23 protein-coding genes are annotated in these 26,960 nt (G+C 52.7%); 7 read left to right on the plus strand and 16 right to left on the minus strand.

Going from position 1 to position 26,960, the window contains the following annotated elements:
• Nucleotides 1-11 precede the first annotated feature (11 nt).
• The 7 genes from rpoS to ftsB all read right to left on the minus strand — a co-directional run bounded on the left by rpoS (nucleotide 12) and on the right by ftsB (nucleotide 5,958).
• Nucleotides 12-1,004, minus strand: a complete 993-nt coding sequence (gene rpoS / locus KKH3_RS15425) for an RNA polymerase sigma factor RpoS (protein ID WP_010299820.1) — start codon at nucleotides 1,002-1,004, stop codon at nucleotides 12-14.
• Nucleotides 1,005-1,057: 53 nt separating this feature from the next.
• Complete coding sequence (gene nlpD, locus KKH3_RS15430) at nucleotides 1,058-2,080, minus strand: murein hydrolase activator NlpD (RefSeq protein ID WP_039361191.1); 1,023 nt, start codon at nucleotides 2,078-2,080, stop codon at nucleotides 1,058-1,060.
• 357 nt (nucleotides 2,081-2,437) lie between these two features.
• A complete protein-coding gene (locus KKH3_RS15435; protein WP_039361193.1) occupies nucleotides 2,438-3,064 on the minus strand; it encodes a protein-L-isoaspartate(D-aspartate) O-methyltransferase in 627 nt (208 codons plus the stop codon).
• 139 nt (nucleotides 3,065-3,203) lie between these two features.
• Nucleotides 3,204-4,250 (minus strand): tRNA pseudouridine(13) synthase TruD, encoded by a 1,047-nt coding sequence (gene truD / locus KKH3_RS15440; protein WP_039361195.1) that lies wholly within the window; start codon nucleotides 4,248-4,250, stop codon nucleotides 3,204-3,206.
• Nucleotides 4,251-4,354: 104 nt separating this feature from the next.
• Nucleotides 4,355-4,852 (minus strand): 2-C-methyl-D-erythritol 2,4-cyclodiphosphate synthase, encoded by a 498-nt coding sequence (gene ispF, locus KKH3_RS15445; RefSeq protein ID WP_039361198.1) that lies wholly within the window; start codon nucleotides 4,850-4,852, stop codon nucleotides 4,355-4,357.
• Nucleotides 4,853-4,905: 53 nt separating this feature from the next.
• Nucleotides 4,906-5,619 carry a 2-C-methyl-D-erythritol 4-phosphate cytidylyltransferase gene (gene ispD, locus KKH3_RS15450; protein ID WP_039361201.1) on the minus strand — a complete coding sequence of 238 codons (714 nt, stop codon included), beginning with the start codon at nucleotides 5,617-5,619 and terminating at the stop codon, nucleotides 4,906-4,908.
• 3 nt (nucleotides 5,620-5,622) lie between these two features.
• Nucleotides 5,623-5,958: a cell division protein FtsB gene (gene ftsB / locus KKH3_RS15455; protein ID WP_039361203.1), complete on the minus strand. Its 336-nt coding sequence runs from the start codon at nucleotides 5,956-5,958 to the stop codon at nucleotides 5,623-5,625.
• Nucleotides 5,959-6,290: 332 nt separating this feature from the next.
• On the opposite strand from ftsB, the gene KKH3_RS15460 reads away from it, so the two are divergent.
• From KKH3_RS15460 to KKH3_RS15470, 3 genes are all read left to right on the plus strand, one after another.
• A complete protein-coding gene (locus KKH3_RS15460) occupies nucleotides 6,291-7,061 on the plus strand; it encodes a basic amino acid ABC transporter substrate-binding protein (RefSeq protein WP_039361205.1) in 771 nt (256 codons plus the stop codon).
• Nucleotides 7,062-7,194: 133 nt separating this feature from the next.
• Nucleotides 7,195-7,959, plus strand: coding sequence for an amino acid ABC transporter permease (locus tag KKH3_RS15465; protein WP_039361207.1), 765 nt, complete (start codon nucleotides 7,195-7,197; stop codon nucleotides 7,957-7,959).
• Nucleotides 7,946-8,668 (plus strand): amino acid ABC transporter ATP-binding protein, encoded by a 723-nt coding sequence (locus tag KKH3_RS15470; protein ID WP_039362505.1) that lies wholly within the window; start codon nucleotides 7,946-7,948, stop codon nucleotides 8,666-8,668. The genes KKH3_RS15465 and KKH3_RS15470 overlap by 14 nt, the downstream gene beginning before the upstream one ends.
• A gap of 53 nt (nucleotides 8,669-8,721) precedes the next feature.
• Here the strand turns inward: KKH3_RS15470 and KKH3_RS15475 are convergent, their stop codons facing one another.
• The 5 genes from KKH3_RS15475 to cysG all read right to left on the minus strand — a co-directional run bounded on the left by KKH3_RS15475 (nucleotide 8,722) and on the right by cysG (nucleotide 13,594).
• Nucleotides 8,722-9,057, minus strand: coding sequence for a DUF3561 family protein (locus KKH3_RS15475; RefSeq protein WP_029368162.1), 336 nt, complete (start codon nucleotides 9,055-9,057; stop codon nucleotides 8,722-8,724).
• A gap of 55 nt (nucleotides 9,058-9,112) precedes the next feature.
• Entirely contained in the window at nucleotides 9,113-9,793 is a 681-nt protein-coding gene (gene cysC, locus KKH3_RS15480) for an adenylyl-sulfate kinase (protein WP_234991517.1), read from the minus strand.
• Nucleotides 9,732-11,159, minus strand: a complete 1,428-nt coding sequence (cysN, locus tag KKH3_RS15485; RefSeq protein ID WP_039362508.1) for a sulfate adenylyltransferase subunit CysN — start codon at nucleotides 11,157-11,159, stop codon at nucleotides 9,732-9,734. Before cysN ends, cysC begins: the two co-directional genes overlap by 62 nt.
• 74 nt (nucleotides 11,160-11,233) lie before the next feature.
• Nucleotides 11,234-12,142, minus strand: a complete 909-nt coding sequence (gene cysD / locus KKH3_RS15490; RefSeq protein ID WP_039361211.1) for a sulfate adenylyltransferase subunit CysD — start codon at nucleotides 12,140-12,142, stop codon at nucleotides 11,234-11,236.
• A gap of 9 nt (nucleotides 12,143-12,151) precedes the next feature.
• Nucleotides 12,152-13,594 carry a siroheme synthase CysG gene (gene cysG, locus KKH3_RS15495; RefSeq protein ID WP_039361213.1) on the minus strand — a complete coding sequence of 481 codons (1,443 nt, stop codon included), beginning with the start codon at nucleotides 13,592-13,594 and terminating at the stop codon, nucleotides 12,152-12,154.
• Between the two features lie 426 nt (nucleotides 13,595-14,020).
• Here cysG and KKH3_RS15500 point away from each other — a divergent pair, with 426 nt between their 5' ends.
• The 4 genes from KKH3_RS15500 to pta all read left to right on the plus strand — a co-directional run bounded on the left by KKH3_RS15500 (nucleotide 14,021) and on the right by pta (nucleotide 20,271).
• Nucleotides 14,021-15,400 (plus strand): aldehyde dehydrogenase family protein, encoded by a 1,380-nt coding sequence (locus KKH3_RS15500; RefSeq protein ID WP_039361215.1) that lies wholly within the window; start codon nucleotides 14,021-14,023, stop codon nucleotides 15,398-15,400.
• Between the two features lie 389 nt (nucleotides 15,401-15,789).
• Entirely contained in the window at nucleotides 15,790-16,830 is a 1,041-nt protein-coding gene (gene eutR, locus KKH3_RS15505; RefSeq protein WP_039361217.1) for an HTH-type transcriptional regulator EutR, read from the plus strand.
• A gap of 147 nt (nucleotides 16,831-16,977) precedes the next feature.
• Entirely contained in the window at nucleotides 16,978-18,015 is a 1,038-nt protein-coding gene (gene adhP, locus KKH3_RS15510; protein ID WP_039361218.1) for an alcohol dehydrogenase AdhP, read from the plus strand.
• A 111-nt stretch (nucleotides 18,016-18,126) separates the two neighbouring features.
• Nucleotides 18,127-20,271, plus strand: a complete 2,145-nt coding sequence (gene pta / locus KKH3_RS15515) for a phosphate acetyltransferase (protein WP_039361221.1) — start codon at nucleotides 18,127-18,129, stop codon at nucleotides 20,269-20,271.
• Between the two features lie 32 nt (nucleotides 20,272-20,303).
• Here pta and cysH read toward each other — a convergent pair whose 3' ends face one another.
• The 4 genes from cysH to KKH3_RS15535 form a co-directional block, all read right to left on the minus strand.
• On the minus strand, nucleotides 20,304-21,038 hold the full coding sequence (gene cysH / locus KKH3_RS15520; RefSeq protein ID WP_039361222.1) for a phosphoadenosine phosphosulfate reductase: 735 nt from the start codon (nucleotides 21,036-21,038) through the stop codon (nucleotides 20,304-20,306).
• Nucleotides 21,039-21,050: 12 nt separating this feature from the next.
• Entirely contained in the window at nucleotides 21,051-22,784 is a 1,734-nt protein-coding gene (gene cysI, locus KKH3_RS15525) for an assimilatory sulfite reductase (NADPH) hemoprotein subunit (protein ID WP_039361224.1), read from the minus strand.
• Nucleotides 22,784-24,613 carry an NADPH-dependent assimilatory sulfite reductase flavoprotein subunit gene (gene cysJ, locus KKH3_RS15530; protein ID WP_039361226.1) on the minus strand — a complete coding sequence of 610 codons (1,830 nt, stop codon included), beginning with the start codon at nucleotides 24,611-24,613 and terminating at the stop codon, nucleotides 22,784-22,786. Before cysJ ends, cysI begins: the two co-directional genes overlap by 1 nt.
• A 617-nt stretch (nucleotides 24,614-25,230) precedes the next feature.
• Nucleotides 25,231-26,955: a PilZ domain-containing protein gene (locus KKH3_RS15535; RefSeq protein ID WP_039361229.1), complete on the minus strand. Its 1,725-nt coding sequence runs from the start codon at nucleotides 26,953-26,955 to the stop codon at nucleotides 25,231-25,233.
• Nucleotides 26,956-26,960: the final 5 nt, after the last annotated feature.

Raw genomic sequence — 26,960 nt, forward strand, 5'->3', positions numbered from 1 at the left:
CTCGTCACACATTATTCACGAAACAGTTCTTCAATGCTCAACCCCTGAACCTGCAAAATTTCCCGCAGGCGGCGTAAGCCTTCAACCTGAATCTGACGAACACGTTCACGCGTTAAACCGATTTCACGACCCACATCTTCCAGCGTAGCCGCTTCGTACCCTAGCAGGCCAAAACGACGCGCCAACACCTCACGCTGTTTGGCATTAAGCTCAAACAACCATTTAACGATATTCTGCTTCATATCGTTATCCTGAGTGGTGTCTTCAGGTCCGTTATCTTTTTCGTCTGCCAGAATATCCAGCAATGCTTTTTCCGAATCGCCACCCAGCGGGGTATCGACGGAAGTAATACGTTCATTCAGGCGCAGCATACGGTTGACGTCATCTACTGGCTTATCAAGCTGTTCGGCAATTTCTTCCGCACTCGGCTCGTGATCCAGTTTGTGAGACAATTCGCGCGCGGTGCGCAGATAAACGTTGAGTTCTTTGACAATATGAATCGGCAAACGGATGGTACGGGTTTGATTCATAATCGCCCGTTCTATCGTTTGTCGAATCCACCAGGTTGCGTAGGTTGAAAAACGAAACCCTCTTTCTGGATCGAATTTTTCAACCGCACGGATCAGGCCAAGGTTACCCTCTTCAATCAGATCCAGCAGCGCCAGACCACGATTGTTGTAACGACGGGCAATTTTCACTACCAGCCGCAGGTTACTCTCGATCATCCGGCGGCGCGATGGGACATCACCACGCAACGCGCGTCGGGCAAAATAAACTTCTTCTTCTGCTGTTAAAAGCGGCGAATAGCCGATCTCTCCTAAATAGAGCTGTGTTGCGTCAAGGACACGCTGTGGGACCCCTTGCGATAATAGCTCGTCTTCCGCCGAGTCATTATCATTGGTATCTTCCTCTGCCAGCGCTTTATCGTCAAAAACGTCAAGTCCATTTTCTTCAAAATCGGTATCTTCATGTAACTCGTTAACTTTCAGCGTACTTTGGCTCATAAGTGGCTCCTACCCGTGATCCCTTGGCAGAATACCGAAATATTCTGCCCGATTTATCGCTGCGGCAGAAAACGCAGCGGGTTTACGGATTTCCCCTTGTAACGAATTTCAAAGTGCAAGCGAACTGAGCTTGTGCCCGTACTGCCCATCGTAGCGATTTTTTGTCCTGCCGTGACGTCTTGTTGTTCACGGACTAGCATCGTATCGTTATGGGCATAAGCACTGAGGTAGTCATCATTATGCTTGATGATTATCAGATTTCCGTAACCACGTAGCGCATTACCCGCATACACCACGCGCCCACTGGCGGTTGCGGTGATCGGTTGCCCACGTGAGCCGGCGATATCAATCCCTTTATTTCCCCCTTCGGAATCGGAGAAACTATCTATGACTTTCCCATCGGTAGGCCAACGCCAACTGCCGACAGCAACGGTATTGCTGCTGGCAACAGCCGCTGGTGCGGAAACAGGAGCCGTTGTTGGTGCCCCTGTCGTAGGTAACATCTTACCTACATTCTGTTTACCCTGATTACCAGAATACGCATTAGTTGACTGAGAATCAACCGATGTAGTTTGTATTTGCGCACTTGATGGCGGCGTTGGTATACCGCCTCGTGTCGCATCGGTTGTTGCCAGCATTCCACCACCGCTCGTCAGGCCACCGCCCGATGCATTGTTGCCGGAACCGTTGCCTAAGCTCAGTGATTGCCCCACATTCAGGCTATACGGCTCAGGAATATTGTTGCGCTGCGCCAGATCCCGATAGTCATTACCGGTAATCCACGCGATATAAAACAGGGTATCGCCCCGTTTAACCGTGTAAGAACTGCCGCCGCTGTAGCTGCCTTTCGGAATATTGCCGTAGCTGCGGTTGTAAACAATTCGTCCGTCAGACGTTGTTGCAACGCTTTCACCCGCTGTTGAAATACGTGATGGTGGCGCAGATAACATCCCACCTCGGCTGCCCGTATTTCCGTCAACGCTGCTGATCGGTGCGGATTTGGAATTATTGTTGCTACATCCCGCCAATCCTAAGACAATCACCGTACAAGCAGCAATCTGACGCAAATTTATCATTCGGCTTCCCATGCGCCTTACTCCCCTATAACTATAGTGTTCAAAAAAGTAACTATAACGTTCAAAAAACAGTCGTATTCAGAACTCAATTCGGACATGTCTGCCTCGTATCTGTTCTCGCTTAACTGGCCGTCGCTCAACTGCCTATCACGTAAGTCATTGTAGCATAAACGGTATCCGGTGATTTATTCGTTAGTTGGAACGAGAAAGATCGCTACTTCACCATCGCTGGCGCATAAGCAAAACGGGAAGGCACCACGATGATTAGATGCTAACAATATCAACAAGTTCGCACTATAAAACAGTGATGTTGAAATTTTAAAGACTTAACAACAAATGCATACCAACGCCACGGTATCAGGCTAATTCCCCTTTGACCAGCGGAACAAACCGAACAGCTTCAACCGTTTGAATAATAAATTCGCCAGCATGGCGTTGAACAACTTGTAAGTATTGTGACTGTTCACCGACGGGCAATACCATTACGCCGCCTTCATCAAGCTGATCCATCAGCGCCCGGGGAATTTCTGGCGGTGCAGCAGTAACAATGATGGCATCAAACGGTCCGCGCGACGCCCAGCCCTGCCACCCATCGCCATGACGGGTAGAAACATTATGCAAATCAAGCTGCTTTAAGCGACGTTTAGCCTGCCATTGCAGCCCTTTGATGCGCTCAACCGACCAAACATGCCGAACCAAAAGCGCTAAAATTGCCGTTTGATAACCCGACCCAGTGCCAATTTCCAGCACGCGGGATACGGGCGTCAGGCTGAGCAGCTCCGTCATCTTCGCGACCATATAGGGCTGCGAAATTGTCTGGCCGGAACCAATAGGCAGAGCGGTATTTTCATACGCTTTATGCTCGAAAGCCTCATCAACAAAACGTTCTCTGGGTACGGCTTCTATCGCCTTCAGCAGACGCTCGTCCTGAATGCCCTGTAGGCGCAACTGCGCCAACAACGTTTCTATACGCTTGTTTACCATTCCCCGCCGACCTCAGCTCTGGTTAACCTCGTCACCAATACAGCAATTTTCCCGCACAGGGGTGAGCCAGCCGCCGCTATCGCACGGTTGCCAGCATTATTCTTTTCAACTATTTTCTGCAAAAACGTATCGCAGCACATCAGGCACCGAGATCGGTATCCTGCTGTGAATGCAGCAATTCACGCACTACGCTGGTCGCAAAACTGCCCGCAGGCAGCCAGAATGTCACTTCCACGGTTGCATCATCCTGCCATTCCCAGTGCATCTGTTGCGGATACAGCAGTACCGCACGCCGGGCAGGTTCAACCCGCTCACGCTTGACCAAAGACCACAGCACGTCTTGTCCGACCAAAGCCTGCTTTTCAAATAGCTGCGCGTCATCCTGCGTGCCCAGCTCACCCTCTCCAGGTAGCGGTGCGGTAATCTGAAGTTCACCAGCATTAAGGCGCGTCTGTAAAGCATCCAATTCGTCAGGTTTGGCAACAAACCAGCTGCCGCGCCCTGTTAGCTGCAATGCATCACCACACAAGACGGTTTTCGCCTGCTGCCCCGCGATTCGAGCGCTGGCAACTTGATTAAACATCGCACTGCGGCTGGCAGAAAGATAAAAACTCCGCTTACTGCGTTCTTTTACCCGAATCTCGTTATTAGCCCAAAGACGAGCCTGTTCAAGGTTATTGCCGTTGCGTCCGAAACGCTGGCTACCGAAATAATTGGGCGCGCCTTTCGCGGCAATCAGCGCCAAACGAGCGTCGACCTCGTTTCGGTCGCTGATCTGACGCAGCACCAGAGTAAAATGGTTACCCTTCAACGTACCAATCCGCAGCTTGCGACGATGGCGAGTCACCTCAAGCACATCGCAGCCTTCCAATTCCAGCGAGGAGAAATCGGGCGTCTCTTTTCCCGGCATGTGCAGACAGAACCACTGTTCAGTGACGGCATGACGATCTTTCAAGCCCGCATAGCTGACGGCACGCAACGGTAGGCGAACAAATTTCGCCAGCATCTCGGCGACAAATTGCGTATTGCAACCGCGCTTGCGTATGCGCACCAACACCTGTTCACCGTCACCATCCGGCTGAAATCCCAGATCTTCCACCACCAGAAAGTCTTCCGCAGTGGATTTCAATGAGCCGGTAGCCTGTGGCTCACCATGCAACCAGACGAGTTGTTCGCTATTTTCCATCGTTATCCTACAAAGTGCATAATCGAGCGAAGCACGATCATGACATTGTTTTTTATACTGTTAACTTTCTATTCTTAATAAAGTATTGTCGATAAAGCAACGGCTTACCACGCGACAATTTCGCCCGTTTCTTTTTTCACCAGCAAGGCAACGGCTTCGCAGGCAATACCTTCGCCGCGACCCGTAAAGCCCAGTTGTTCTGTCGTGGTGGCTTTCACATTGACGTCGTCCATATGACACAGCAAATCTTCTGCCAGATTCACACGCATTTGTGGGATGTGCGGTGCCATTTTCGGTGCCTGCGCAATAATCGTGACATCCAGATTGCCTAACTGGTAGCCTTTTTCATTGATACGACGCCAGGCTTCGCGCAACAGACCACGGCTGTCCGCGCCTTTAAAGGCTGGGTCGGTATCAGGGAACAGCTTACCAATGTCGCCCAGCGCGGCAGCGCCTAAAAGTGCATCGGTCACCGCATGCAGCACCACATCCCCATCGGAATGCGCCAGCAAGCCTTGAGTATAAGGAATTCGCACGCCACCGATCACCAGCGGACCTTCTCCACCGAACTTATGGACATCAAAACCGTGACCGATACGCATCGCGCGTTCTCCTTATCTGTATTTAACGAATAAATTTAGCGAATAAAATGGGGTTACTGCAAACTGGTTAAATAGAATTCGGCTAATGCCAAATCCTCTGGACGCGTGACTTTGATATTATCCGAACGTCCGCTGATAATGTGCGGGCGGTAGCCACAATATTCCAGTGCGGAGGCTTCATCTGTGACGGCAATGCCATCCTCAAGCGCCCGTTGCAGACACTGTTTCAACAACGCCGCAGGAAAAAGCTGCGGCGTCAGCGCATGCCACAAATCGTTACGTTCTACCGTGCGATCGATAAACCCGTCCGTGCCGCGCTTCATGGTATCACGAACCGGGGCGGCCAGAATTCCACCAATGTCACTCTGTTCAGCAACCGCCAGCAGGCGCGTCAAATCGTCCTGATGCAGACACGGACGCGCTGCGTCATGCACCAACGCCCACGCGCTATCGGCAACGGCAGCGAGCCCTGCCAGTACGGAATCCGCACGCTGCTGCCCGCCCGTCACAGAACAAATACGGGGATCGTTGGCAATCGCCAGAGTATGAAAGAATGCGTCATCTGGACTGATAACGACGACGACACGCTGTACGCGTGAATGGCGTAAAAGCGCATCGATGGTATGTTCGAGAATGGTTTTATGGCCGGTCGCATCATTGCCAATCGTCAGATACTGCTTAGGACGATCGTTTTGCATCCGGCTGCCGTTACCCGCAGCGGGCAAAACAGCAACAATTTCAGGCGGGGAAAGGCGTGGTGTCTGCATGCGTCAACGTTGTGTATTGTTGGATGAAGCGTTGTTAGATGACGTCGTATTCGCGTTACGGTGGCTCGATTCTGGCACCAGACGATAGAAGCTTTCACCGGGTTTGATCATACCCAGTTCATTGCGTGCGCGCTCTTCAATCGCTTCCTGTCCGCCATTGAGGTCATCAATTTCAGCAAACAGTTGTTCGTTACGGTCTTTTAATTTGGCATTGTTCCCCTGTTGGACAACAACATCATCTTTCACCCGAACATAATCATGAATGCCATTCTTGCCCAGCCACAGTGAATACTGAAGCCAGCCAAGCAATATCAATAATAACAGCGTAAGCTTTCCCATCCCGCCCCCTGAAAAACCGCCTAATCATCCCATAACTTTTGTTTCGACTCCACTGTGTCCAGCAGTGGGAGGCAATATTCACCCTGACGCGAGCCCAAATGGGGATATTTCAGGCAGAAAAGCGCGCCAAACGCATGCCCATGCCACACGCATTTCATCCATTCACCTTCTCGTGCTTTCTATTCATCAGAAGACGCAAGAGCGCAGCATCCGCATAGCTAAAAGCGCTCATAGGAAAAACGTCAGTTGAACCATTAATGCTATCTGTGTATTTTTATGCATACAAAGTGCATAAAAAAAAGAAAATGTTACATTTAAACTAGGAGAAAACCATGTTCAAAAAACTGTTATTCGTTGGCGCGCTCTTCGCCACCGCATTAAGTAGCAGCACCTTCGCCGCAGAACCCACTTACGTTGTTGGCTCTGGCGGAACCTATCGCCCTTTTGAGTTTGAAAATGCACAGAAAGAGCTGGAAGGCTTTGATATTGATATCATTAAAGCCATCGCCAAGGCGGAAAATTTTAATATCAAGCTGATCAATACGCCGTGGGAAGGGATCTTCGCGACCCTTAACGCCGGCGACCGCGACATTATCATTTCCGGTATCACGATTACCGACAAACGTAAGCAAATGGTCGATTTCTCCGCGCCTTATTTCCCTGCCGAACAGTCCATTGTGGTGCCTAAAGGCTCGACGATCGACTCGATTGCTGCACTGAAAGATCACAAAGTCGGTGTCGTGAACTCCAGTACCGCCGATATCGTGGTGTCCGACGTATTAGGCAAAAACAGTACATCGATTAAGCGCTTTGATAACACCCCATTAATGTTACAAGAACTGTATGAAGATGGCGTGGGCGCAGCGGTTGGCGACGTAGGCGTGGTGAAGTTTTACATTAAGACTCACCCTGAAAAACAGTTCAATCTGGTTTCCGACGCCAAATTCGAACGCCAGTACTTCGGGATTGCCGTCGCGAAAGGCAACGATCAACTGCGTGCGAAGATTAACTCAGGGTTGAAAAAAATCGTTGCTGATGGCACCTACGCCAAGATCTATCAAACCTGGTTTGATAACAACGTTCCGACCTTACCCGCAGAATAACGCCTGCAAGACACTGCGCACCTCTCCAGCTCTCCATCGCCTCACGCGAGACGTCGCATCAACCGGACAGCCAGCCTGTCCGGTTTAATTTAGAAGAATCATTACGTTAGCCTATTCAAAAAAGGAAACGATCTTGACGGGATTTCGTTGGGAGATCATTCAGGAATATGCCCCGCTATTTATGGAAGGCACCTGGATGACCATCAAATGCACCATTATCTGTGTCATTCTTGGCACCTGTTGGGGATTAACGCTCGGATTAGGCCGCTTAGCCCAGGCGCCGCACGGGCCGTGGAAATATATCCTGCACTACGGCGTTCAATGGCCTGTGCGCATCTACATTAGCGCCTTTCGGGGCACGCCGCTGTTTGTGCAAATCATGGTGGTGCACTTCGCGCTGGTGCCGCTGTTCATCAATCCGCGTGATGGATTGCTGGTAACCAGCAATATAATGTCGGTCGATTTTGCCCGTACGCTGCGCTCAGATTACGGCGCGTTCCTCTCTTGCATCGTGGCGATTACGCTGAATGCGGGTGCTTATGTCTCTGAGATATTCCGCGCAGGCATTCAGTCGATCGACCGCGGCCAGATGGAAGCATCACGCTCTCTCGGGATGAGCTATGGCCGCACTATGCGAAAAGTCATTCTGCCGCAGGCTTTTCGCCGTATGTTACCGCCGTTAGGTAACAACGCTATCGCGATTGTGAAAGATTCATCGCTGGCTTCGGCAATCGGGTTGGCGGATCTCGCCTATGCCGCTCGCACGGTGTCAGGGGCTTACGCCACATACTGGGAACCCTACCTGACGATCTCTATCGTCTACTGGGTTATTACTTTCCTGCTCTCACTGCTGGTGCGGCACATGGAAACGAGGCTTGGCAAAAGTGATTCACGTTAAAAATCTGCAAAAACAGTTTGGCGATACGCACGTCCTGCGCGGTATTTCCTGTGACATTGCGCCTCAGGAAGTGCTCTGTCTGATTGGCCCATCCGGTTCAGGAAAAAGTACCTTTCTGCGCTGTATCAACGCACTGGAGACACTCTCAGCAGGCGAGATTACGGTCAACGGTTTTGCCATTCACGATCAGAAAACCAATATCAATCGCGTACGTGAAAGCGTAGGAATGGTATTCCAGCGTTTTAATCTATTTCCGCACATGACGGTGTTGGAAAACGTGATTATGGCGCCGATGGATGTGAAAAAACTACCCCGCGCACAGGCCGTTGAGCGGGCTAAAGCGCTGCTCAGCAAGGTCGGCCTGCTGGATAAAATCGATGCCTGGCCAAACAGCCTGTCCGGTGGACAACAGCAGCGCGTCGCGATTGCCCGCGCGTTAGCGATGGAACCAACAATCATGCTGTTTGATGAACCAACATCCGCGCTGGATCCAGAGCTGGTTGGTGAAGTGTTAGCCGTCATGAAAACACTGGCGAACGAAGGCATGACGATGGTCATCGTGACCCATGAAATGGCATTTGCCCGAGAAGTGGCCGATAGAGTGATCTTTATCGATCAGGGAATTATTCAGGAACAGGGGACGCCAGAGGCGATCTTTACGCATCCAAGTAACCCGCGCACGCAGGCTTTCTTGAGCAAAATACTGTAAATACGGTAAACCATAGGCTGTCAGCATCTTCTATGCTGGCAGCCTTTTTTCTTTTACCACCCCGTCAGGAAAGAAAATACCAACCAGAACAGGCAGACCACCGTCAGCCCTGTCGCAAAAAGCGTATAAAAAAGATAGCCTCTCAGCAGAAAGCTAAACCCGACACCAACCAGCACTGAAAACGGCATCAGCGCCAGAAAAAACGGCCAGGTGTAGAGCATGAAGAAAAACGTAGTATTGGAGCCGTATACCAGAAAAGGGATAGTAAAGGCCAACCAATAAAAAGAGAACCCCGTGACCGCCCCCATAAACAGGTAGGAGACACCGTCATCTTCTTCTTGTTGCGCTGGCCGAGTCTTGCTAATCGTTAACTGCGTGGCATTTTGCATAATCTTTCCCATTCGTCCCCTTATCACCCACTGGTGCGGTGAAAAAAGCGGGATATCAGAGCTTGATAATAGCTCGCTTGCCAAGCAGATCTAACAATTGGTCTGTCAAATTTGTTACTAATTGTTCGCCATCCAGATGACTATCCGGCGCTTCCGGTGCTTCATACGCCGAGTCAATCCCTGTGAAATTACGCAGCTCTCCCGCACGGGCTTTTTTATACAATCCTTTGGGATCGCGCGCTTCACAGGTCGCTAACGGGGTATCCACGAAGACTTCGATGAACTGCCCTTCGCCCAGTAAATCCTGCACCATTTTACGCTCCGCGCGGTGCGGCGAGATAAACGCGGTCAGGACAACCAGCCCCGCATCCACCATCAGCTTAGCAACTTCCCCCACGCGACGGATGTTTTCGCGCCGATCGTCGTCGGTGAAACCTAAGTCGCGGCACAAACCGTGACGCACATTGTCACCATCCAGCAGATAGGTGCTGACGCCACGCTGATGTAGCGCCTGTTCCAGCGCTCCCGCCAGCGTGGATTTACCGGATCCAGACAACCCGGTAAACCAGATAACGACGCCCTGATGACCATGCAGAGCTTCGCGCGACTCTCGGGTAACATCGTGCGCATGCCAGACGACGTTATCGTCAGTCGGCTCATCGCGTAAAGACACGTTATTTGCCTCCCAGCAGATCGCGAGCACCCCAATGTGGGAAGTGGCGACGCACCAGCGCATTCAGTTCCAGCTCAAACGCGCTGTGCGCACCCGGCTCCTGATACACCTGTTCGATAGGTTCCCGCACCAGACCCGCGCCCACCGTGACGTTGCTCAGACGATCGATGAAGATCATCCCGCCCGTCACCGCGTTGTTCTGATAGTTGTCCAACACCAGCGGTTCATCAAAAATCAGCTCAACCGAACCGATACCATTCAGCGGCAGGTTCTCCGCTACGCGCTGCGTCAGCGTATTGATCTCAACCTGATACTGAATATTCTCGACCCGGGCACGCGTTTTCTTACCGCCAATCTTGATGTCGTAGCTTTGTCCCGGCACCAGCGGCTGCTCCGCCATCCAGACGACATCCACCAGCGCATGTTGTACCGCTTTCAGCGATTCGCTGCTATCGACCAGCAGATCACCGCGGCTGATATCCACTTCATCAGCCAGCACCAGCGTAATCGCTTCACCCGCCTGCGCCTGCGGCAAATCACCGTCAAAGGTCACAATACGGCTGACGGTGGATTCTACGCCGGACGGCAGCACTTTAACCCGTTGCCCAACGCGGATGATGCCGGATGCCAGCGTTCCTGCGTAGCCACGGAAATCCAGATTCGGGCGGTTCACATATTGCACCGGGAAGCGCATCGGCTGTTCCAGCGTGCGCTGTGCCACATTGACCGTTTCCAGCACGTCCAACAGCGTCGGCCCGGTATACCAGCCCATCGTCGTACTCGGCGTCGCAACATTGTCGCCATCCAGCGCGGAAATCGGCACAAAGGTGATATTCAGATCGGCAGGTAATTGTTGAGCAAAATCCAGATAATCCTGCTTAAACTGCTCAAACACCGTTTGCTGATAATCCACTAAGTCCATTTTGTTCACCGCCACCACCAGATCGCGAATCCCCAGCAGGGTCGCAATAAAGCTGTGACGACGGGTTTGATCCAATACGCCTTTGCGAGCGTCAATCAGCAGAATCGCCAGCTCGCAGGTTGATGCGCCGGTCGCCATGTTGCGGGTGTATTGCTCGTGTCCCGGCGTATCGGCGATGATGAATTTGCGCTTTTCCGTAGAAAAATAGCGGTAAGCCACGTCAATGGTGATGCCCTGTTCACGCTCGGCCTGAAGCCCATCGACCAGCAGAGCCAGATCCAGCTTTTCGCCCTGCGTTCCAATACGCTTGCTGTCATTGTGCAGCGTACTGAGCTGATCTTCATAAATTTGGCGCGTATCATGCAACAACCGGCCAATCAGCGTACTTTTTCCGTCATCGACGCTGCCGCAGGTCAGGAAACGCAGCAGCGTTTTATCCTGCTGCGCGTGTAAATACGCTTCCACACCGCCCTGCTCGGCGATCTGCTGTGCAATCGCATTGTTGATGACGACAGCATCTTTGTCAGCCGCATTGTCTGCTGCTGTGTCTTTTAACGAAATTTGGCTCATTCGACGATTCCTCAGAAATACCCTTGACGCTTTTTCAGCTCCATTGAACCGGCCTGATCGCGGTCAATTACCCTTCCCTGACGCTCACTGGTCGTGGAAACCAGCATCTCTTCGATGATTTCCGGTAGCGTCTGCGCCTCCGATGCTACCGCCCCCGTCAGCGGCCAGCAGCCCAGCGTGCGGAATCGCACCATGCGTTGTTCGATCACTTCGCCCGGTTGCAGATCGATGCGATCGTCATCCACCATCATCAGCATGCCATCGCGTTCCACCACCGGACGCGGGGCGGCCAGATACAGCGGAACAATATCGATGTTTTCCAGATAGATGTATTGCCAGATATCCAGTTCGGTCCAGTTGGATAGCGGGAAAACGCGGATGCTCTCGCCTTTATTAATCTGGCCGTTGTAGTTATGCCACAGCTCCGGGCGCTGGTTCTTCGGATCCCAACGGTGGAAACGGTCGCGGAAGGAGTAAATACGCTCTTTGGCACGCGACTTCTCTTCGTCGCGGCGTGCCCCGCCAAACGCGGCATCAAAACCGTATTTATCCAGCGCCTGCTTCAGCCCTTCCGTTTTCATGATATCGGTGTGCTTGGCGCTGCCGTGTACAAAGGGGTTAATCCCCAGCGCTTCACCCTGCGGATTGCGGTGCACCAGCAGTTCACAGCCGTAGGCCTTTGCCGTACGGTCGCGGAATTCGTACATTTCACGAAATTTCCAGCCGGTATCGACGTGCAGCAGCGGGAAAGGCAGCGATCCCGGGTAGAACGCCTTGCGCGCCAGATGCAGCATCACCGAAGAGTCTTTGCCGATGGAGTACATCATCACCGGATTACTGAACTCGGCCGCCACTTCGCGGATGATGTGAATGCTTTCGGCTTCAAGCTGCCGTAAATGCGTGAGTCGTTTCTCGTCCATACCCTTTCCTTAAGCCAAGTTTACTACCGCTGGGCGGCTGTCTTGCGGCACCGTCGGCGTTGTCTGACCAAACCAGGCAATCTGATGGTGCAAATCCACCACCTCGCCAATCACCAGCAGCGCCGGTGTCGGCGCTTGCCGTGCCAAATGTTCTAACTCATGCAGCGTACCAATTTGCACCTGCTGATCGTGTCGGGTGCCGCGGCTGATCACGGCGACAGGCGTCTGCGATGAACGGCCATGCGCGATCAGCTGCTGCGAAATCTCGGCGGCCTTCATCGTTCCCATGTAAATCGCCAGCGTCTGACGTCCACGCGCCAACGTCGACCAATCCAACGCGTCACCATCCGGGCGGCAGTGTCCGGTAATAAAAAGTACGCTCTGCGCGTAGTCACGGTGCGTTAACGGGATCCCCGCATACGCCGTCACGCCTGCTGCGGCTGTTACGCCGGGCACCACCTGAAACGTAAGCCCTGCCTGCGCTACCGCTTGCAACTCTTCGCCGCCGCGGCCAAAAATGAAAGGATCGCCACCTTTCAGGCGCACGACCCGCTTCCCTTCCTGTGCCAGCTTCACCAAGAGCTGATTAATCTCATCCTGCGGCAACGAATGCGTACTGGCGCGTTTTCCGACGCAGATGCGTTCGGCATCGCGACGCACCAAATCCAATACCTCGGCGCTAACCAAATGGTCATACAGCACCACGTCAGCCTGCTGCATCACCTGCAATCCACGCAGCGTAAGCAAGCCCGCATCGCCGGGACCGGCACCAACCAACGCGACTTCACCACGCGTCGCCGCTGGCTGCTGCTGTTCGTCTTGCTGATGCATAAGCTGCTGTTGCAATTCGTCTTCGGCCTGCGCCACCTGCCCAGCGGACACCAGCGAAGCGAAGCGTCCGACAAACAGCCGCTCCCAAAAACGACGGCGTGCCGGCATCGAATGCAGCCGGGTTTTAATTCTGTCGCGCCAGCTTCCGGCAATATCCGCCATCGTACCCAAACTGGCAGGCAGCAATGATTCCAGCTTTTCACGCAGCAATCGCGCCAGCACGGGTGCCTGTCCACCCGAGGAAATCGCCACCACCAGCGGAGAACGATCGACAATCGAGGGGAAAATAAACGAGCACTTTGGCTGATCGTCCACCACGTTCACCAGCAAATGACGCTGGTTGGCCGCCTCAAACACCGCCGCATTCAGCTCGGCGTCATCCGTTGCGGCAATCACCAGAAATACACCGGATAACAGCTCTGGCGTAAAAGATTGCGCCAGCCATTCAACCTGCCCGGCCTGATGCTGCGCCGCCAACGGTTCAGCCAGAGCCTGTGCGACAATTTTTATCTCCGCACCCGCGCGTTGCAGCAGATCGATTTTGCGCGTAGCAACCTCGCCGCCGCCAACAACCAGTACCGGACGCTGACGAAGATCGGCAAATATAGGGAGATAGTTCACAGTCGCCTTAACTAAGCAAAAAAATAGATAATGCGACTATACGGTGCGGACAGAACACTTATGAAATGCCGAATTGGAATGACAAGTTCCGTAATGGAATAACAGTAAAAAAAATCCGACTACTTATCTACCAGCACAGGTCACCTCCCCTACACCGCACTTTCCTCAATAGAGTTTATGACGCACGTCAAAGTTGCAGACAGTTTGCCGATTTTTGATATTTGCTTTTCCAGATTCATTGCAACATGCCATCAGCCCCGCGGGCAGCCCAACAACCATTAACGAGAAGAGGTTCACGCGATTCGTTCAGGCGTTAATTGAACAGAAAGAATCAGGGTTCCTCGTGGTATGAACGCGTATCTGTTGTGGTCATGCCATGACACGTTGCATGCCAGATTAGCTTATTAATAAAAGAGGATCGCGCGTATGGAACAATCAACACTTGAGCTAAATGCCCCGGCACGTCCTGTCGCAGATTTTGATGCACAATATGGGATCTTTGCCTCTTTGGACGACGCCGTCTCTGCCGCGACACTGGCACAAAAACGGTTGGATAACGTCATCGTGCGGCAAAACGTTATTACAGCTATCCGTCAGGCTGGCGAACGCTATGCACAAGTGCTGGCGGAAATGGCCGTGGAAGAAACGGGTATGGGACGTGTAGCAGATAAATATGCCAAAAATGTCTCGCAAGCACGCAGCACACCGGGGACGGAGAGTTTGTCTGCGAAAGTGGTGACCGGAGATAACGGTCTCACGCTGATTGAAAATGCGCCGTGGGGCGTAGTGGCATCCGTCACGCCGTCAACCAATCCAGCCGCCACCGTGATCAATAATGCGATCAGTATGATTGCCGCAGGCAATAGCATCGTTTTTGCCCCACATCCTTCAGCAAAGAAAGTATCGCTCTACACGATCAGTCTGTTGAATAAAGCGATTGTTACCGCAGGCGGACCAGAAAACCTGTTAGTGACGGTGGCCGATCCCAATATTGAAACCGCACAGCGGCTGTTCCGGCATCCCGGTATCAGCCTACTGGTGGTTACCGGGGGCGAAGCCGTCGTAGAGGCTGCCCGTAAACATACGGACAAACGGCTGATTGCCGCCGGCGCGGGAAATCCGCCGGTCGTTGTCGATGAGACGGCAAATATCGAGCGCGCCGCGCGTGATATTGTTCGCGGCGCTTCTTTTGATAACAATATTATCTGTGTCGATGAGAAAGTGGCCATCGTGGTCAATAGTGTCGCCGATGAATTGTTGTCGGAAATGCAATACCACCAGGCGGTATTACTCACTCGTCAACAAATCGAGCAACTTCAGTCATTGCTGCTCACCGATATTGATGAACAGGGAAGAGGGCGTCCACACCGCGACTGGGTAGGACGCGATGCCGCCAAAATTGCGGCAGCCATCGGCTTGAATGTCAGCGAACACACCCGTTTGCTACTGGCGGAAACAGATGCCAATCACCCGTTTGCCGTAACCGAAATGATGATGCCGGTTCTGCCGATTGTTCGCGTACGGGATGTGGAGGAAGCCATCGAACTTGCCATCCATCTGGAAGGCGGGCGTCGTCATACCGCAGCCATGCATTCGACAAATATTAATAATCTGCACAAGATGGCGAATGCGATCAACACTAGCATCTTTGTGAAAAATGGCCCCTGTATCGCAGGATTAGGGCTGGGAGGCGAAGGTTGTACGTCCATGACCATTTCAACGCCGACAGGTGAAGGCGTGACATCAGCTCGCACTTTTGTGCGAATTCGACGCTGTGTCATGGTAGATATGTTCAGGATCGTTTAATTTTTATCAGTACCACACCCTAAATAATTCGAGTTGCGTGACAAAACGTTAGCGTTTTGAACAACGCTCTGCGTTGACCCTTTAGGGCAAGGCCCATTTATGGCCTTGTAACGCGGCAACCGACCGAATCCCCGGGAGCTTACACCAGTAAGTGACCGGGGTGAGTAAGGACAAATTGGCTTAGTCAATTTGAACGCCGCTTGCGGCGGCCCCTCAGGGCGAGGCTCAGAGATGAGCCGAGTATTGCCAACGCACAAGCAGCTTGAAGTATGACGGGTATATAGCCATCGCCGTGAATAACAAGCAGGAGCGCGTTATCACGGCGGTGGCGATGCAAACCACAGGGTATCACGATCTGACGTCAGGCTTTTTCTGGGAGGAAAATGCACATGAGAACCGAGAACCTCACTCCATTACATCAGCTTGATGCCAGAATTACCCCTCCAGAAAACGTACTACCGTCTCAGGGGCAGAATCAGAACATACATCAGTATTCCACGCAGGATGCCTATACCCAGTCCTGTACCATTACTGCCTGGCAACAGCTTTACGATCAGGTTTCCCCCGGCCATTTCCGTGGTGAGCTTCAGGAATTATTGCTGGACGGTATTCAGCTTTGTCACGAATACACGAACCTTGCACTACGCCAATCCTGTATGGTATGGCCCGGCTCATTCTGGTTTGGCGTCCCTTCTACGCAGCAAAGTATGGGGTTTATTGATGCACAACCGCTGGATGAATACAGCATTGCTGTGAGCCCCGGCGGCAAAGAATTTGAATTAAGCACCCCCGATGAGTTTTCTATTTTGGGCGTGGTTATCTCTCATGACGTGCTCAACCAGTATGTTGGCGCACTCAACGATCCAGAATGGCTGACTCAGAGGTTAAGCCAGGGCGCAACGCTGCAAATGGAACACGACAAAAAGACCACGCTGTGTTCATTTATCCGTCAGGCTTTGTGGTATAGCTGTCATTTCCCACACGTGATGAAAACACGTAATGCAGAAAAAGTACTGAAACATAACCTGCTGACTACGCTGATCTCTTTTTTGGAAAACGTTCAACCCACCTCTGAACATGCGCAAGCTCACCATCATCGCAAATTGATTTCTTTTGTGCGGGAGTATGTGCTGAGCCAGACATCAGAACCGGTCACCGTGCTCGACCTCTGTCGCCAGTTACACGTTAGCCGCCGCACATTACAGAACGCCTTCCACAGCGTGGTAGGTATCGGCCCCAATGCGTGGCTAAAAATCATCCGTCTCAATGCGGTTCGTCGCGAACTCATCAGTCCGATATCGCCGCATCGCACGGTTCAGGATGCAGCGATGCAATGGGGATTCTGGCATCTGAGCCAGTTCGCCAGAGATTATCAAAAACTCTTTAACGAGAAACCGTCACTGACGCTACGACGGCGTTTACAACACTAGCCACTTATCTTTCCCCGTGTAACGAGTCTTCCTGTGAAGCCCATCCGGCATCACAACCCAGACTCGCCTGAATGTTGAGTCATCACCAACGCGCGGCACGTATCGCCGTCAGCGTATTTACGCATTAAAAACGAACAGGAGTCAGTTATGAAAGCAGTAGTAGCCGCCAAAGGTGGAAAAGCTGAAATTATTGAAAAAGCATTACGCGAGCCTGGGCACGGCGAAGCGCTGCTCGTCATGGAATACTGCGGCGTCTGTCATACGGATCTTCACGTCAAGAATGGTGATTATGGCGATAAGACCGGGGTCGTTCTCGGCCATGAAGGGATTGGCATCGTCAAAGCCATTGGGCCAGGCGTTACCTCACTAAAACCGGGCGATCGTGCTAGCGTCGCCTGGTTCTATCAAGGGTGTGGGCATTGCGAGTACTGCGTCGGCGGTAATGAAACACTCTGTCGTGACGTCAAAAATGCGGGTTACACCGTAGACGGCGGCATGGCAGAGGAATGCATTGTCGTCGCAGATTATGCGGTCAAAGTTCCCGATGGGCTGGATCCGGCGGCAGCCAGCAGTATTACCTGCGCGGGCGTCACAACCTACAAAGCCGTAAAGGTTTCCACCATTAAACCTGGACAGTGGATTGTGATTTATGGGCTCGGCGGGTTGGGGAATCTGGCACTGCAATACGCAAAGAATGTCTTTAACGCCAATGTCATTGCGGTGGATGTCAACGATGCTCAACTGGCCTTTGCAAAAGAGATGGGTGCCGATTTAGTCATCAATCCCACGAAAGAGAACGCGGCAGAAATCATTCAGGAAAACGTGGGCGGCGCACATGCTGCCGTCGTCACCGCCGTCGCGCGTGCGGCGTTTAATTCTGCCATTGATGCAGTACGAGCCGGCGCGCGAGTCGTTGCCATCGGCCTGCCCCCTGAAAGTATGGATCTGTACATTCCGCGTCTGGTGTTAGATGGCATTCAGGTCATCGGTTCACTGGTAGGAACGCGTCAGGATTTACGGGAAGCATTCCAGTTTGCTCAGGAAGGGAAAGTCATCCCAAAAGTGACGCTACGCCCGATGAGCGACGTCAACGCTATCTTTGAAGAAATGGAGCGAGGAAAAATTAAAGGCCGGATGGTGATTGATTTACGTAGTAGCAGCCTGGCTGCGCTACATCACGTGTAACCCTCCTCGCCATCATTCACGCCAGGACTGAACGTTGGTGAGATCCACTACGCACAGGCAGCGTGAAGAATGACGAGTCGATATCGCCAGAGAAAATAAGAAGGATAAGACATGTCCCGTACCATTATGCTCATCCCTACTGGCGCAGGCGTGGGGCTGACAAGCGTCAGCCTCGGCCTTATTCGCGCAATGGAACGTAAGGGCGTACGCCTGAGCTTCTTCAAACCTGTCGCGCAGCCGCGCGACAGTAGCGACACCACGGATCTGACTACGGCGATTGTTCGAACCCATTCCCGCCTTCCTGTCGCAGAACCTCTTACAATCGCTCACGCAGAAGCGCTGTTGTCACAGCAGAAAAAGGATATTTTACTTGAAGAACTTGTTGCCCGTTATCATGAAAATACCCATCATGCCGATGTCGTGCTGATTGAAGGTCTGGTACCAACGCGCAAACATCCCTTCGCGACATCGCTTAATAGAGAGATAGCCAATGCCCTGAACGCGGAAGTTATTCTGGTTCTGTCACAGGGTACTGATAACGCCGATGAACTAAAAGCACGCATTGAGCTAGCTCGCAACAGTCTCGGGACGAATAAGGGAGCATCAATCATTGGCGCTATCGTCAACAAGCTCAATGCGCCAGTTGATGAGCAAGGCCGCGCACGACCGGATCTTTCCCGAATTTTTGACGATGCAACACAAGCCAACGTCGTCAATCTGGATCTAAAACGACTCAAAACGATCGGCACACTTCCTCTGCTCGGCGCAATCCCCTGGCACTTCGATCTGATTTCCACCCGAGTCAGCGATATTGTCAGCCATTTGCACGCCACCGCGATTCACGCCGGCGATCGACAGACTCGCCGCATAAAATCGATCGTCTTCTGCGCACGCAGCGTCCCACCGATGTTGCAGTATTTCCGCCCCGGCGCCTTGCTGGTGACATCTGCCGATCGTCCTGAAGTCATTATTGCTGCCTGTCTGGCCGCGATGAACGGCGTGGAAATCGGTGCACTCCTGCTGACCGGGGGAGGACATATCCCTTCCAGTGTCCACACCTTGTGTGAACGTGCATTTGCCACAGGCCTGCCGGTTTATCTGGTACAGAGTAATACCTGGCAAACCTCTTTGGATTTGCAAAGCTATCAACCCGCGGTGCCCGTTGATGATTACGAGCGCATCGAGCGTGTAGGCGACTACATGGCCAGCTACATCGATCCCGACTGGATCGACACGCTGAGTGCGGCCACCGAGCGTTCGCGCCGTCTGTCACCGCCAGCATTTCGTTATCAGCTAACCGAGCTGGCACGTCGTGCGGGTAAGCGTATTGTGCTACCCGAAGGGGATGAACCACGCACGATCAAAGCGGCCGCCATCTGTGCCGAACGCGGTATCGCACACTGTATTTTATTAGGGGAGCCGGAAAATATTCTGCATATTGCCGCGTCTCAAGGCGTGTCGCTCGGTGATGGCATTACGATTATCGATCCTCGTGTAGTCAGAGAACGCTATGTGCCACGTCTGGTTGCATTACGAAAGAACAAAGGAATGACCGACATCATCGCCCGCGAACAGCTGGAGGATAATGTCGTACTTGGCACGCTGATGCTCGAACAAGATGAGGTCGATGGCCTGGTCTCTGGCGCGGTACACACGACCGCTAATACGATACGTCCTCCGCTACAGCTGATTAAAACGGCACCGGAAAGCTCTCTGGTGTCCTCAATCTTCTTTATGCTGCTACCGGATCAGGTACTGGTGTACGGCGACTGTGCGATCAATCCCGATCCGACAGCGGAGCAACTGGCCGAGATTGCGATTCAATCGGCAGACTCAGCGGCGCTGTTCGGCATTGAACCACGCGTGGCGATGATATCCTATTCGACGGGCAATTCTGGCTCTGGCTACGATGTCGAGAAAGTGAGGGAAGCCACACGACTGGCACAGGCAAAACGGCCAGACCTGATCATTGATGGCCCACTGCAATATGATGCCGCTATTATGGTAGATGTTGCCCGTACCAAGGCACCGGATTCGCGGGTGGCGGGGAAAGCAACCGTCTTTATTTTCCCAGATTTAAATACGGGCAATACCACTTATAAAGCCGTTCAGCGCTCCGCTGACCTCATCTCTATCGGCCCGATGCTGCAAGGGATGCGCAAACCGGTGAACGACCTTTCACGCGGTGCACTGGTTGACGATATCGTCTATACCATTGCACTCACCGCGATTCAGGGCGCACAGACACCTCATTAAGCCCCTAAACCGGGCAGCGCCCGGTTTTTATTTTACCCTTCGTGCAGCCCGCATTCGCGTTTCAGGCCGAAGAAGCGGGTTTCCTCTTCGCTCATGCCCGGTTCCCATTTGCGGGTGGTATGCGTATCGCCGACCGACAAATAGCCCTGATCCCACAGTGGGTGGTAACTCAGGCCATTCTCTTTCAGGTATTGATACACCGTCCGGTTATCCCAGTCGATAATCGGCAGGAATTTGAAGACGCCGCGCTGAATCGCCAGCACCGGCAATTCTCCCCGGCTACCGGACTGCTCACGACGCAAGCCAGCAAACCAGGTTTTCGCCTTTAACTCGTCCAGCGCCCGATTCATCGGTTCGACTTTATTCAGCAGGTTGTAGCGTTCGATGCCTTCTACGCCCTGCTCCCACAGTTTGCCGTAGCGCGCCTCTTGCCAGGCCGGGGATTCAGCGGCGCGATACACTTGCAGATTCAGCGTCAGCTGTTCCGTCAGTGCATCAATAAACTGGTAAGTTTCAGGAAACAGATAACCGGTATCCGTGAGGATAACCGGAATATCCGGCCGCTGTTGCGTCACCAGATGCAGCGATACCGCAGCCTGAATGCCGAAGCTGGACGACAAAACATAGTCGCCCGGCAGATTCTCCAGCGCCCAGCTCACTCTTTCCTGCGCAGACAGTTTTTCAAGCTGACTGTTCACAGTCGCTAATTCTGCGACCTGTTCCGCTTTCGGTAACGCGTTGAGCGCCTCAAGATTACATTCGGCCATCAGGCTCTCCTGTCAGTCATAAAAATCGCGCGCGGGATCCAGCACCGGTTTAATGATGTTGGTACGAATCACGAAATCACCAAAGCCTTCATTCGGCTGGCGATCTTGCGCCCACAGACCGATAAGCCGATCGATTTCCGCAAGGATCTCGGTTTCATTAATATTTTCGCGATACATACGGGGAATGCGTGTACCCTCGCGATTCCCGCCAAGATGCACGTTATAACGACCCATCGCTTTGCCTACCAGGCCGATTTCCGCCAGCATCGCACGGCCACAGCCGTTCGGGCAGCCCGTCACGCGCAGAACGATGTGTTCATCACCTACACCGTGCTGCTGCATAATGTCTTCCACTTTCGTGACGAACTCCGGCAGGAAGCGCTCGGCTTCCGCCATTGCCAGCGGACAGGTCGGGAATGACACGCAGGCCATCGAATTCTTGCGCTGCTCGCTGACGCTGTCATCAATCAGGCCGTGCTCACGCGCCAGCGCATCAATCTTCGCTTTGCTACGCGCAGGAACACCCGCGATGATCAAATTCTGGTTCGCCGTTAACCGGAAATCCCCTTTGTGGATCTTGGCAATTTCCGCCAGACCGGTTTTCAGCGGACGACCCGGATAATCCAGAACACGACCATTTTCGATAAACAGCGTCAGATGCCATTTATTGTCGATGCCTTTTACCCAGCCGATGCGATCGCCACGCCCGGTGAATTCATAAGGGCGCACCGCTTCAAATTTCACACCGGCACGCGCTTCCACTTCCTGCTTGAAGTTGTCTACACCTACGCGCTCCAGCGTGTATTTGGTTTTCGCGTTTTTACGGTTGGTGCGGTTACCCCAATCGCGCTGCGTGGTCACCACCGCTTCCGCGATAGCCAGCGTATGCTCAATGGAAATGTAGCCCAGCTCGCTGGCCGTACGCGGATAGGTTTCTTTATCACCGTGCGCGATAGAGAGCCCACCGCCCACCAGCACATTGAAGCCCACCAGACGACCGTTATCGGCAATCGCAACGAAGTTGAGATCGTTCGCATGCAGATCGATATCATTCTGCGGCGGGATCACGACCGTCGTTTTGAACTTACGCGGCAGATACGTCGAGCCCAGAATCGGCTCTTCGTCGGTCGTTGCCACTTTCTCCTGATCCATCCAGATCTCAGCATAGGCACGCGTTCGCGGCAGCAGATGCTCAGAGATCTTTTTCGCCCACTCATACGCCTGCTGATGCAGTTCGGATTCTATCGGGTTAGACGTACACAGCACGTTACGGTTCATGTCGTTCGCCGTCGCCAGCGCATCCAGCCCGATGCTATTCAGCATCTGGTGTACCGGTTTCACGTCCGATTTAAGAATACCGTGATACTGAAACGTCTGGCGGTTCGTAATGCGAATGCTGCCATAGATCGTATTTTCAGTCGCAAATTTATCGATCCGTAACCACTGCTCTGGCGTCATCACACCGCCGGGCAAACGACAGCGCAGCAGCATCGCATGGCGCGGCTCCAGTTTCTGCTCAGCACGTTCGGCGCGAATATCGCGGTCATCCTGCTGATACATACCGTGGAAACGGATCAGCAGAAAGTTATCGCCCCTGAAGCCGCCGGTCAGACCATCGTTCAGGTCTTCAGCAATGGTGCCACGCAGAAAGTTACTTTCTGTCTTCATGCGCTCAGCATCAGTGAGTTTCCCTTCTACCACTAAGGGGCCGGGGTGTTTTTCACTGAAAACGTATTTTTCACTCATTAGTACACATCTCGCTGATAACGGCGCTCAAGGCGCAGATCGCTTAAAAACTCATCGGCCTGTTCACTGTCCATGCCGCCATGCTCAACTATCACATCCAGCAGTGCCCGCTCGACGTCTTTCGCCATGCGGTTAGCATCACCGCACACGTACAGGTGCGCGCCATCCTGAATCCAGCGCCAGACTTCTGCGCCTTTTTCCCGCAGTTTGTCCTGCACGTAAACTTTATGCGCCTGATCGCGCGACCAGGCCAGATCGATGTTGGTCAGCAGGCCATCTTTGACGTAGCGCTGCCATTCAACCTGATACAGAAAATCTTCCGTAAAGTGCGGGTTACCAAAGAATAGCCAGTTTTTCCCTTCGGCCCCGTCGGCATCGCGCTGCTGCATAAACGCGCGGAATGGCGCAATGCCGGTACCCGGCCCAATCATGATGACCGGCGCGTCTGAGTTAGCAGGCAAACGGAAGTTATCGTTATGTTCGATGAAGACACGGATTTCGTCGTCTTCACTCAGCCTGTCGGCCAGATAGCTGGATGCGCCACCGGCACGCGCTCGGCCTTCGTATTCGTAACGCACCACGCCAACGGTGATGTGCACTTCGCTTTCGACTTCCGCCTGCGAGGAGGCAATAGAGTAAAGACGCGGCGTGAGCGGACGCAGCAGACCCAGCAGTTGCTCCGCCGTCAGTTCAGCCGGCGCTTGTCGCACCATATCAACCAGCGGTGTGCGCTGTGCGAACTGCTGAAGCGCGGGCTTATCGGCCAGCAGCGACAGCAGTGTTTCATTACGCGACAGTGCCGCATATTTCTCGACAATCGGCGCCGTGTTCTGCGTCAGCTCAAAGTGGCTTTTCAGCGCCTGCGATAATGGCAGCGTCTTGCCGTCAACGCTGACGGACTCATCGCCTTTCAGCCACAGCAGTTCCAGCAATTCCTGCACCAACGCAGGATCGTTATCGAACCACACGCCCAGCGCATCTCCCGGCTGGTAACGCAAACCAGAATCGCCCAGATCAATCTCGATATGGCGAACATCCTTTTCAGAGTTACGCCCGGTCACTTTCTGATTGACGGCAAACGTGGCATGCAGCGGTGAGGATTTGCTGTATGGGCTGCTGGTAATTTCATCCAGTGCGCCCTGAGCGGCAATCTGTGCTACCGCTGTTCCTTGAACCGGCACCCGCGCCTGTAAAATATCCACCAGTTGGCGTCGCCATTGTTCGGCAAGCCCCTGATAATCAACATCGGCATCAACGCGATCCAGCAGGCGTTCAGCGCCGAGCTCAGCCAGACGGCTATCAAAATCTTTACCCGCCTTGCTGAAGAATTCGTAAGAGGTATCACCCAGGCCAAACACGGCAAACGCGGTGTCTTTCAGCTCCGGCGCTTTTTTGGACAGCAGGAATTTATGCAGCGCAACCGCTTCTTCCGGCGGCTCCCCTTCCCCTTGCGTCGAGGCCACGATCAGCAGCAGTTTTTCCTGCCCGATTTGCTTGAATTTGTAATCACCCGCATTGACCAGATTGACAGACAGTTTGGCTGCCAGCAGATCGTCACGCAGTTGTTCCGCCACTCGACGTGCATTGCCAGTTTGTGAGGCGGAAATCAGCGTGATGGTTTGTACTGGCACCGTTACCGCAGAGGCGGTGGTCGCCGCAGCGATCGTTGCACCAGCCTGCACGTTCCCAGGCTGCTGTACCAGCCCCCAGAAATAGCCGGATAGCCAGGCTAGCTGCGTCGATGAGAAATCACCGGTTGCCGCCTGTAAACGCGTTAATTGCTCCACACTGAGCGGAAGCAATGAAGTGGGGGAAACCGGAGTAGTCATTGTGATTTCTGTTTCCTTGTGCCTGTGCTGTTAGCCAACGACGCTAATACAAAAACATGCAATAAAAAGATGGGTGGAGGATAAGGGTAACGATCTGCATCTTAACAATTAAAGAAATGATGGAAATATTAAATAACCAAAATGACTAAATGGTTTTTCTGATAGTCCTTATTGCTTAAAGTGTTATGCCTGATAGCACGTGCGTTTCATGGCGATATCGGCAGAAATTCATGCAGAAGAAGGGGCTGTCACACAGCCCATATAAACCAGTCCCTAATACGTAAATACAGAGGGCATTGCGTATTTTGCCGTTATCCGGCGTAAAAAATTATGCTGAGGAGATAGCTGGCTTCGGATGAGCCGCAGGACGCGGCGAAAGCTTGCGCCACGTCGGGAACGTGTCGCAAGCGGTCCGTTAAGCCGGATACCGACGAAGGCACCGCGCCAGCGGCATAATTCCCGCCGAAAGCCTGGGGTCACGGGGCGGCGGCGACTGAGCGCCCCGTGTCGGGCGCGTGCTACAAGGTAGCATGAAAATGACGGCATTATCGCGCACGAAACGGCCCCAACAGCAGCATAAAAATGTGGCTAAGAGACAGCTACAAACAAGGTACTCGCTAAATTTTCAGGACCTTCATGCCGAAATCGTCAGGATGGACGATGTTTTCGAGCTTACCGACCTGCTGCAAGTCGCCATTAGAAACGACACTGCTGATATTGGTATCAGGAAAGCGCAGGTTCTTGGTGAGATGCACCACGATAGGCTTACCCTGTTTATCAATATCCATCACCCATCCTAAGAAGCCTCCCGAATATTTCGCCAGACTGCCTATGGGGTAGAGGCCATAAATCTGCACGTATTTGACCAACACAGACTTATCATAGGCCGCGTTAGCCTCATAGATTTTACGATAAGCGGCCAATGGCGTACGGGGAGAAATACCATTACGCGCATGCCTTAGCTTATTAATCGCCTTAATCACAGAGACCAGTCGGACTAACGTCGATAATTGCTCGACGCGTTTGCCTTGCGGATAGCCGCTGCCGTCCAAACGCTCGTTAGCATTCTCAATCACATCACGACAGATGGGGCTCATCGCCCAACCTAGCTCATGTAACTTCGCACACAGTTCCTCCACATGACCGATCAGGATCGCTTTCTGCGCCGGATTCATATTAACCTTGAGCGACGGAAGACGCGCGTTGACCAGCAGCGGCTTGCCCATTGTGTGGAGTAACGCACCTAACACCGCCTCACGCACATGGGGATCGTGTGGATCGGAAATTAACAGCATGTCGGCCAATCTGCCTGCAACCTGCACCGCATGCCTGACCCAGTCCGCCTCATCACGCAGGAACGACAGCGCATACAGAAAGGCTTTTCTCTCTTTTTTCACCATATAGATCAGGGTATCGACGCAGTCATAAAAGATCTCAATGGGCAGTTGATTACGCGTTTTGATGTACATCAGCCCAATCTGAAGCCGATGGGCAATCTCCATAACCCCTCGTTCCATTGGCGTCTGGCGGGTACGTTTCTCTCGTTCCTGGCTTTCTCGCAGCAACAGATTTTTCTCCTTAGTACCCGGAATGAACAACGGAGACGAATACACCATGCTGCCAGTCATGCCAGTTCGGTATGCAGCCTCTCTTTCCGACTCATTTGTGTAATGAAGCAAGGCTTCAGACTGGGATGAAGACAAATTGACAAATTGGATACCGACGGCCGCATAGCCATTATTCCCAAAGGGGCGTATATGACGAATTTTTCCCTCGGAATAAAAACTTTCTCCGTTAGGGAATTCAAGCGTAATGCCGGGGATATCCTGACCCACTTCAATCGCAATACTTTCAACCAGATCGATTTCGACCATACACCCACCGGTCGATAAATTACGTAGGGTTCCGGGCACATTCAGCGTGTGTAGATAAACTTCAATGCGAGCACGAGCCTGCATGCCAAGAATAAAGGGAATACGAATCGCCCCCCTGTTTTCAGCGACAAAAACAGATTCTGGCAAGCGACACTCCAGACGATAAAGCATACTGTCCGTTTTGAATAACTGGGTGGGAATATTACAAAGACTGTAGGTTTCTCGCTCAATGTTATCCGTGCCTTTAAGCGCCTCCAGATCAAAATTCAAACCACCATCGGAAAGATATCTGTCGATATCCGAGCCTGAATATTCCACGTCCAACACGATACGGCTTTTATTCAGATTCAGTTCTGCAACATCTGCCTTCAATGCATATAACATATCTTTGGCATAGATAGACATCACATAGGTATGTTGCAGCAATGCGCTAATCACTTTAGCGGGCGGAGGAGAAAAATGTTCCACTATAA

Source organism: Pectobacterium actinidiae (assembly GCF_000803315.1).
Lineage (GTDB): Bacteria > Pseudomonadota > Gammaproteobacteria > Enterobacterales > Enterobacteriaceae > Pectobacterium > Pectobacterium actinidiae.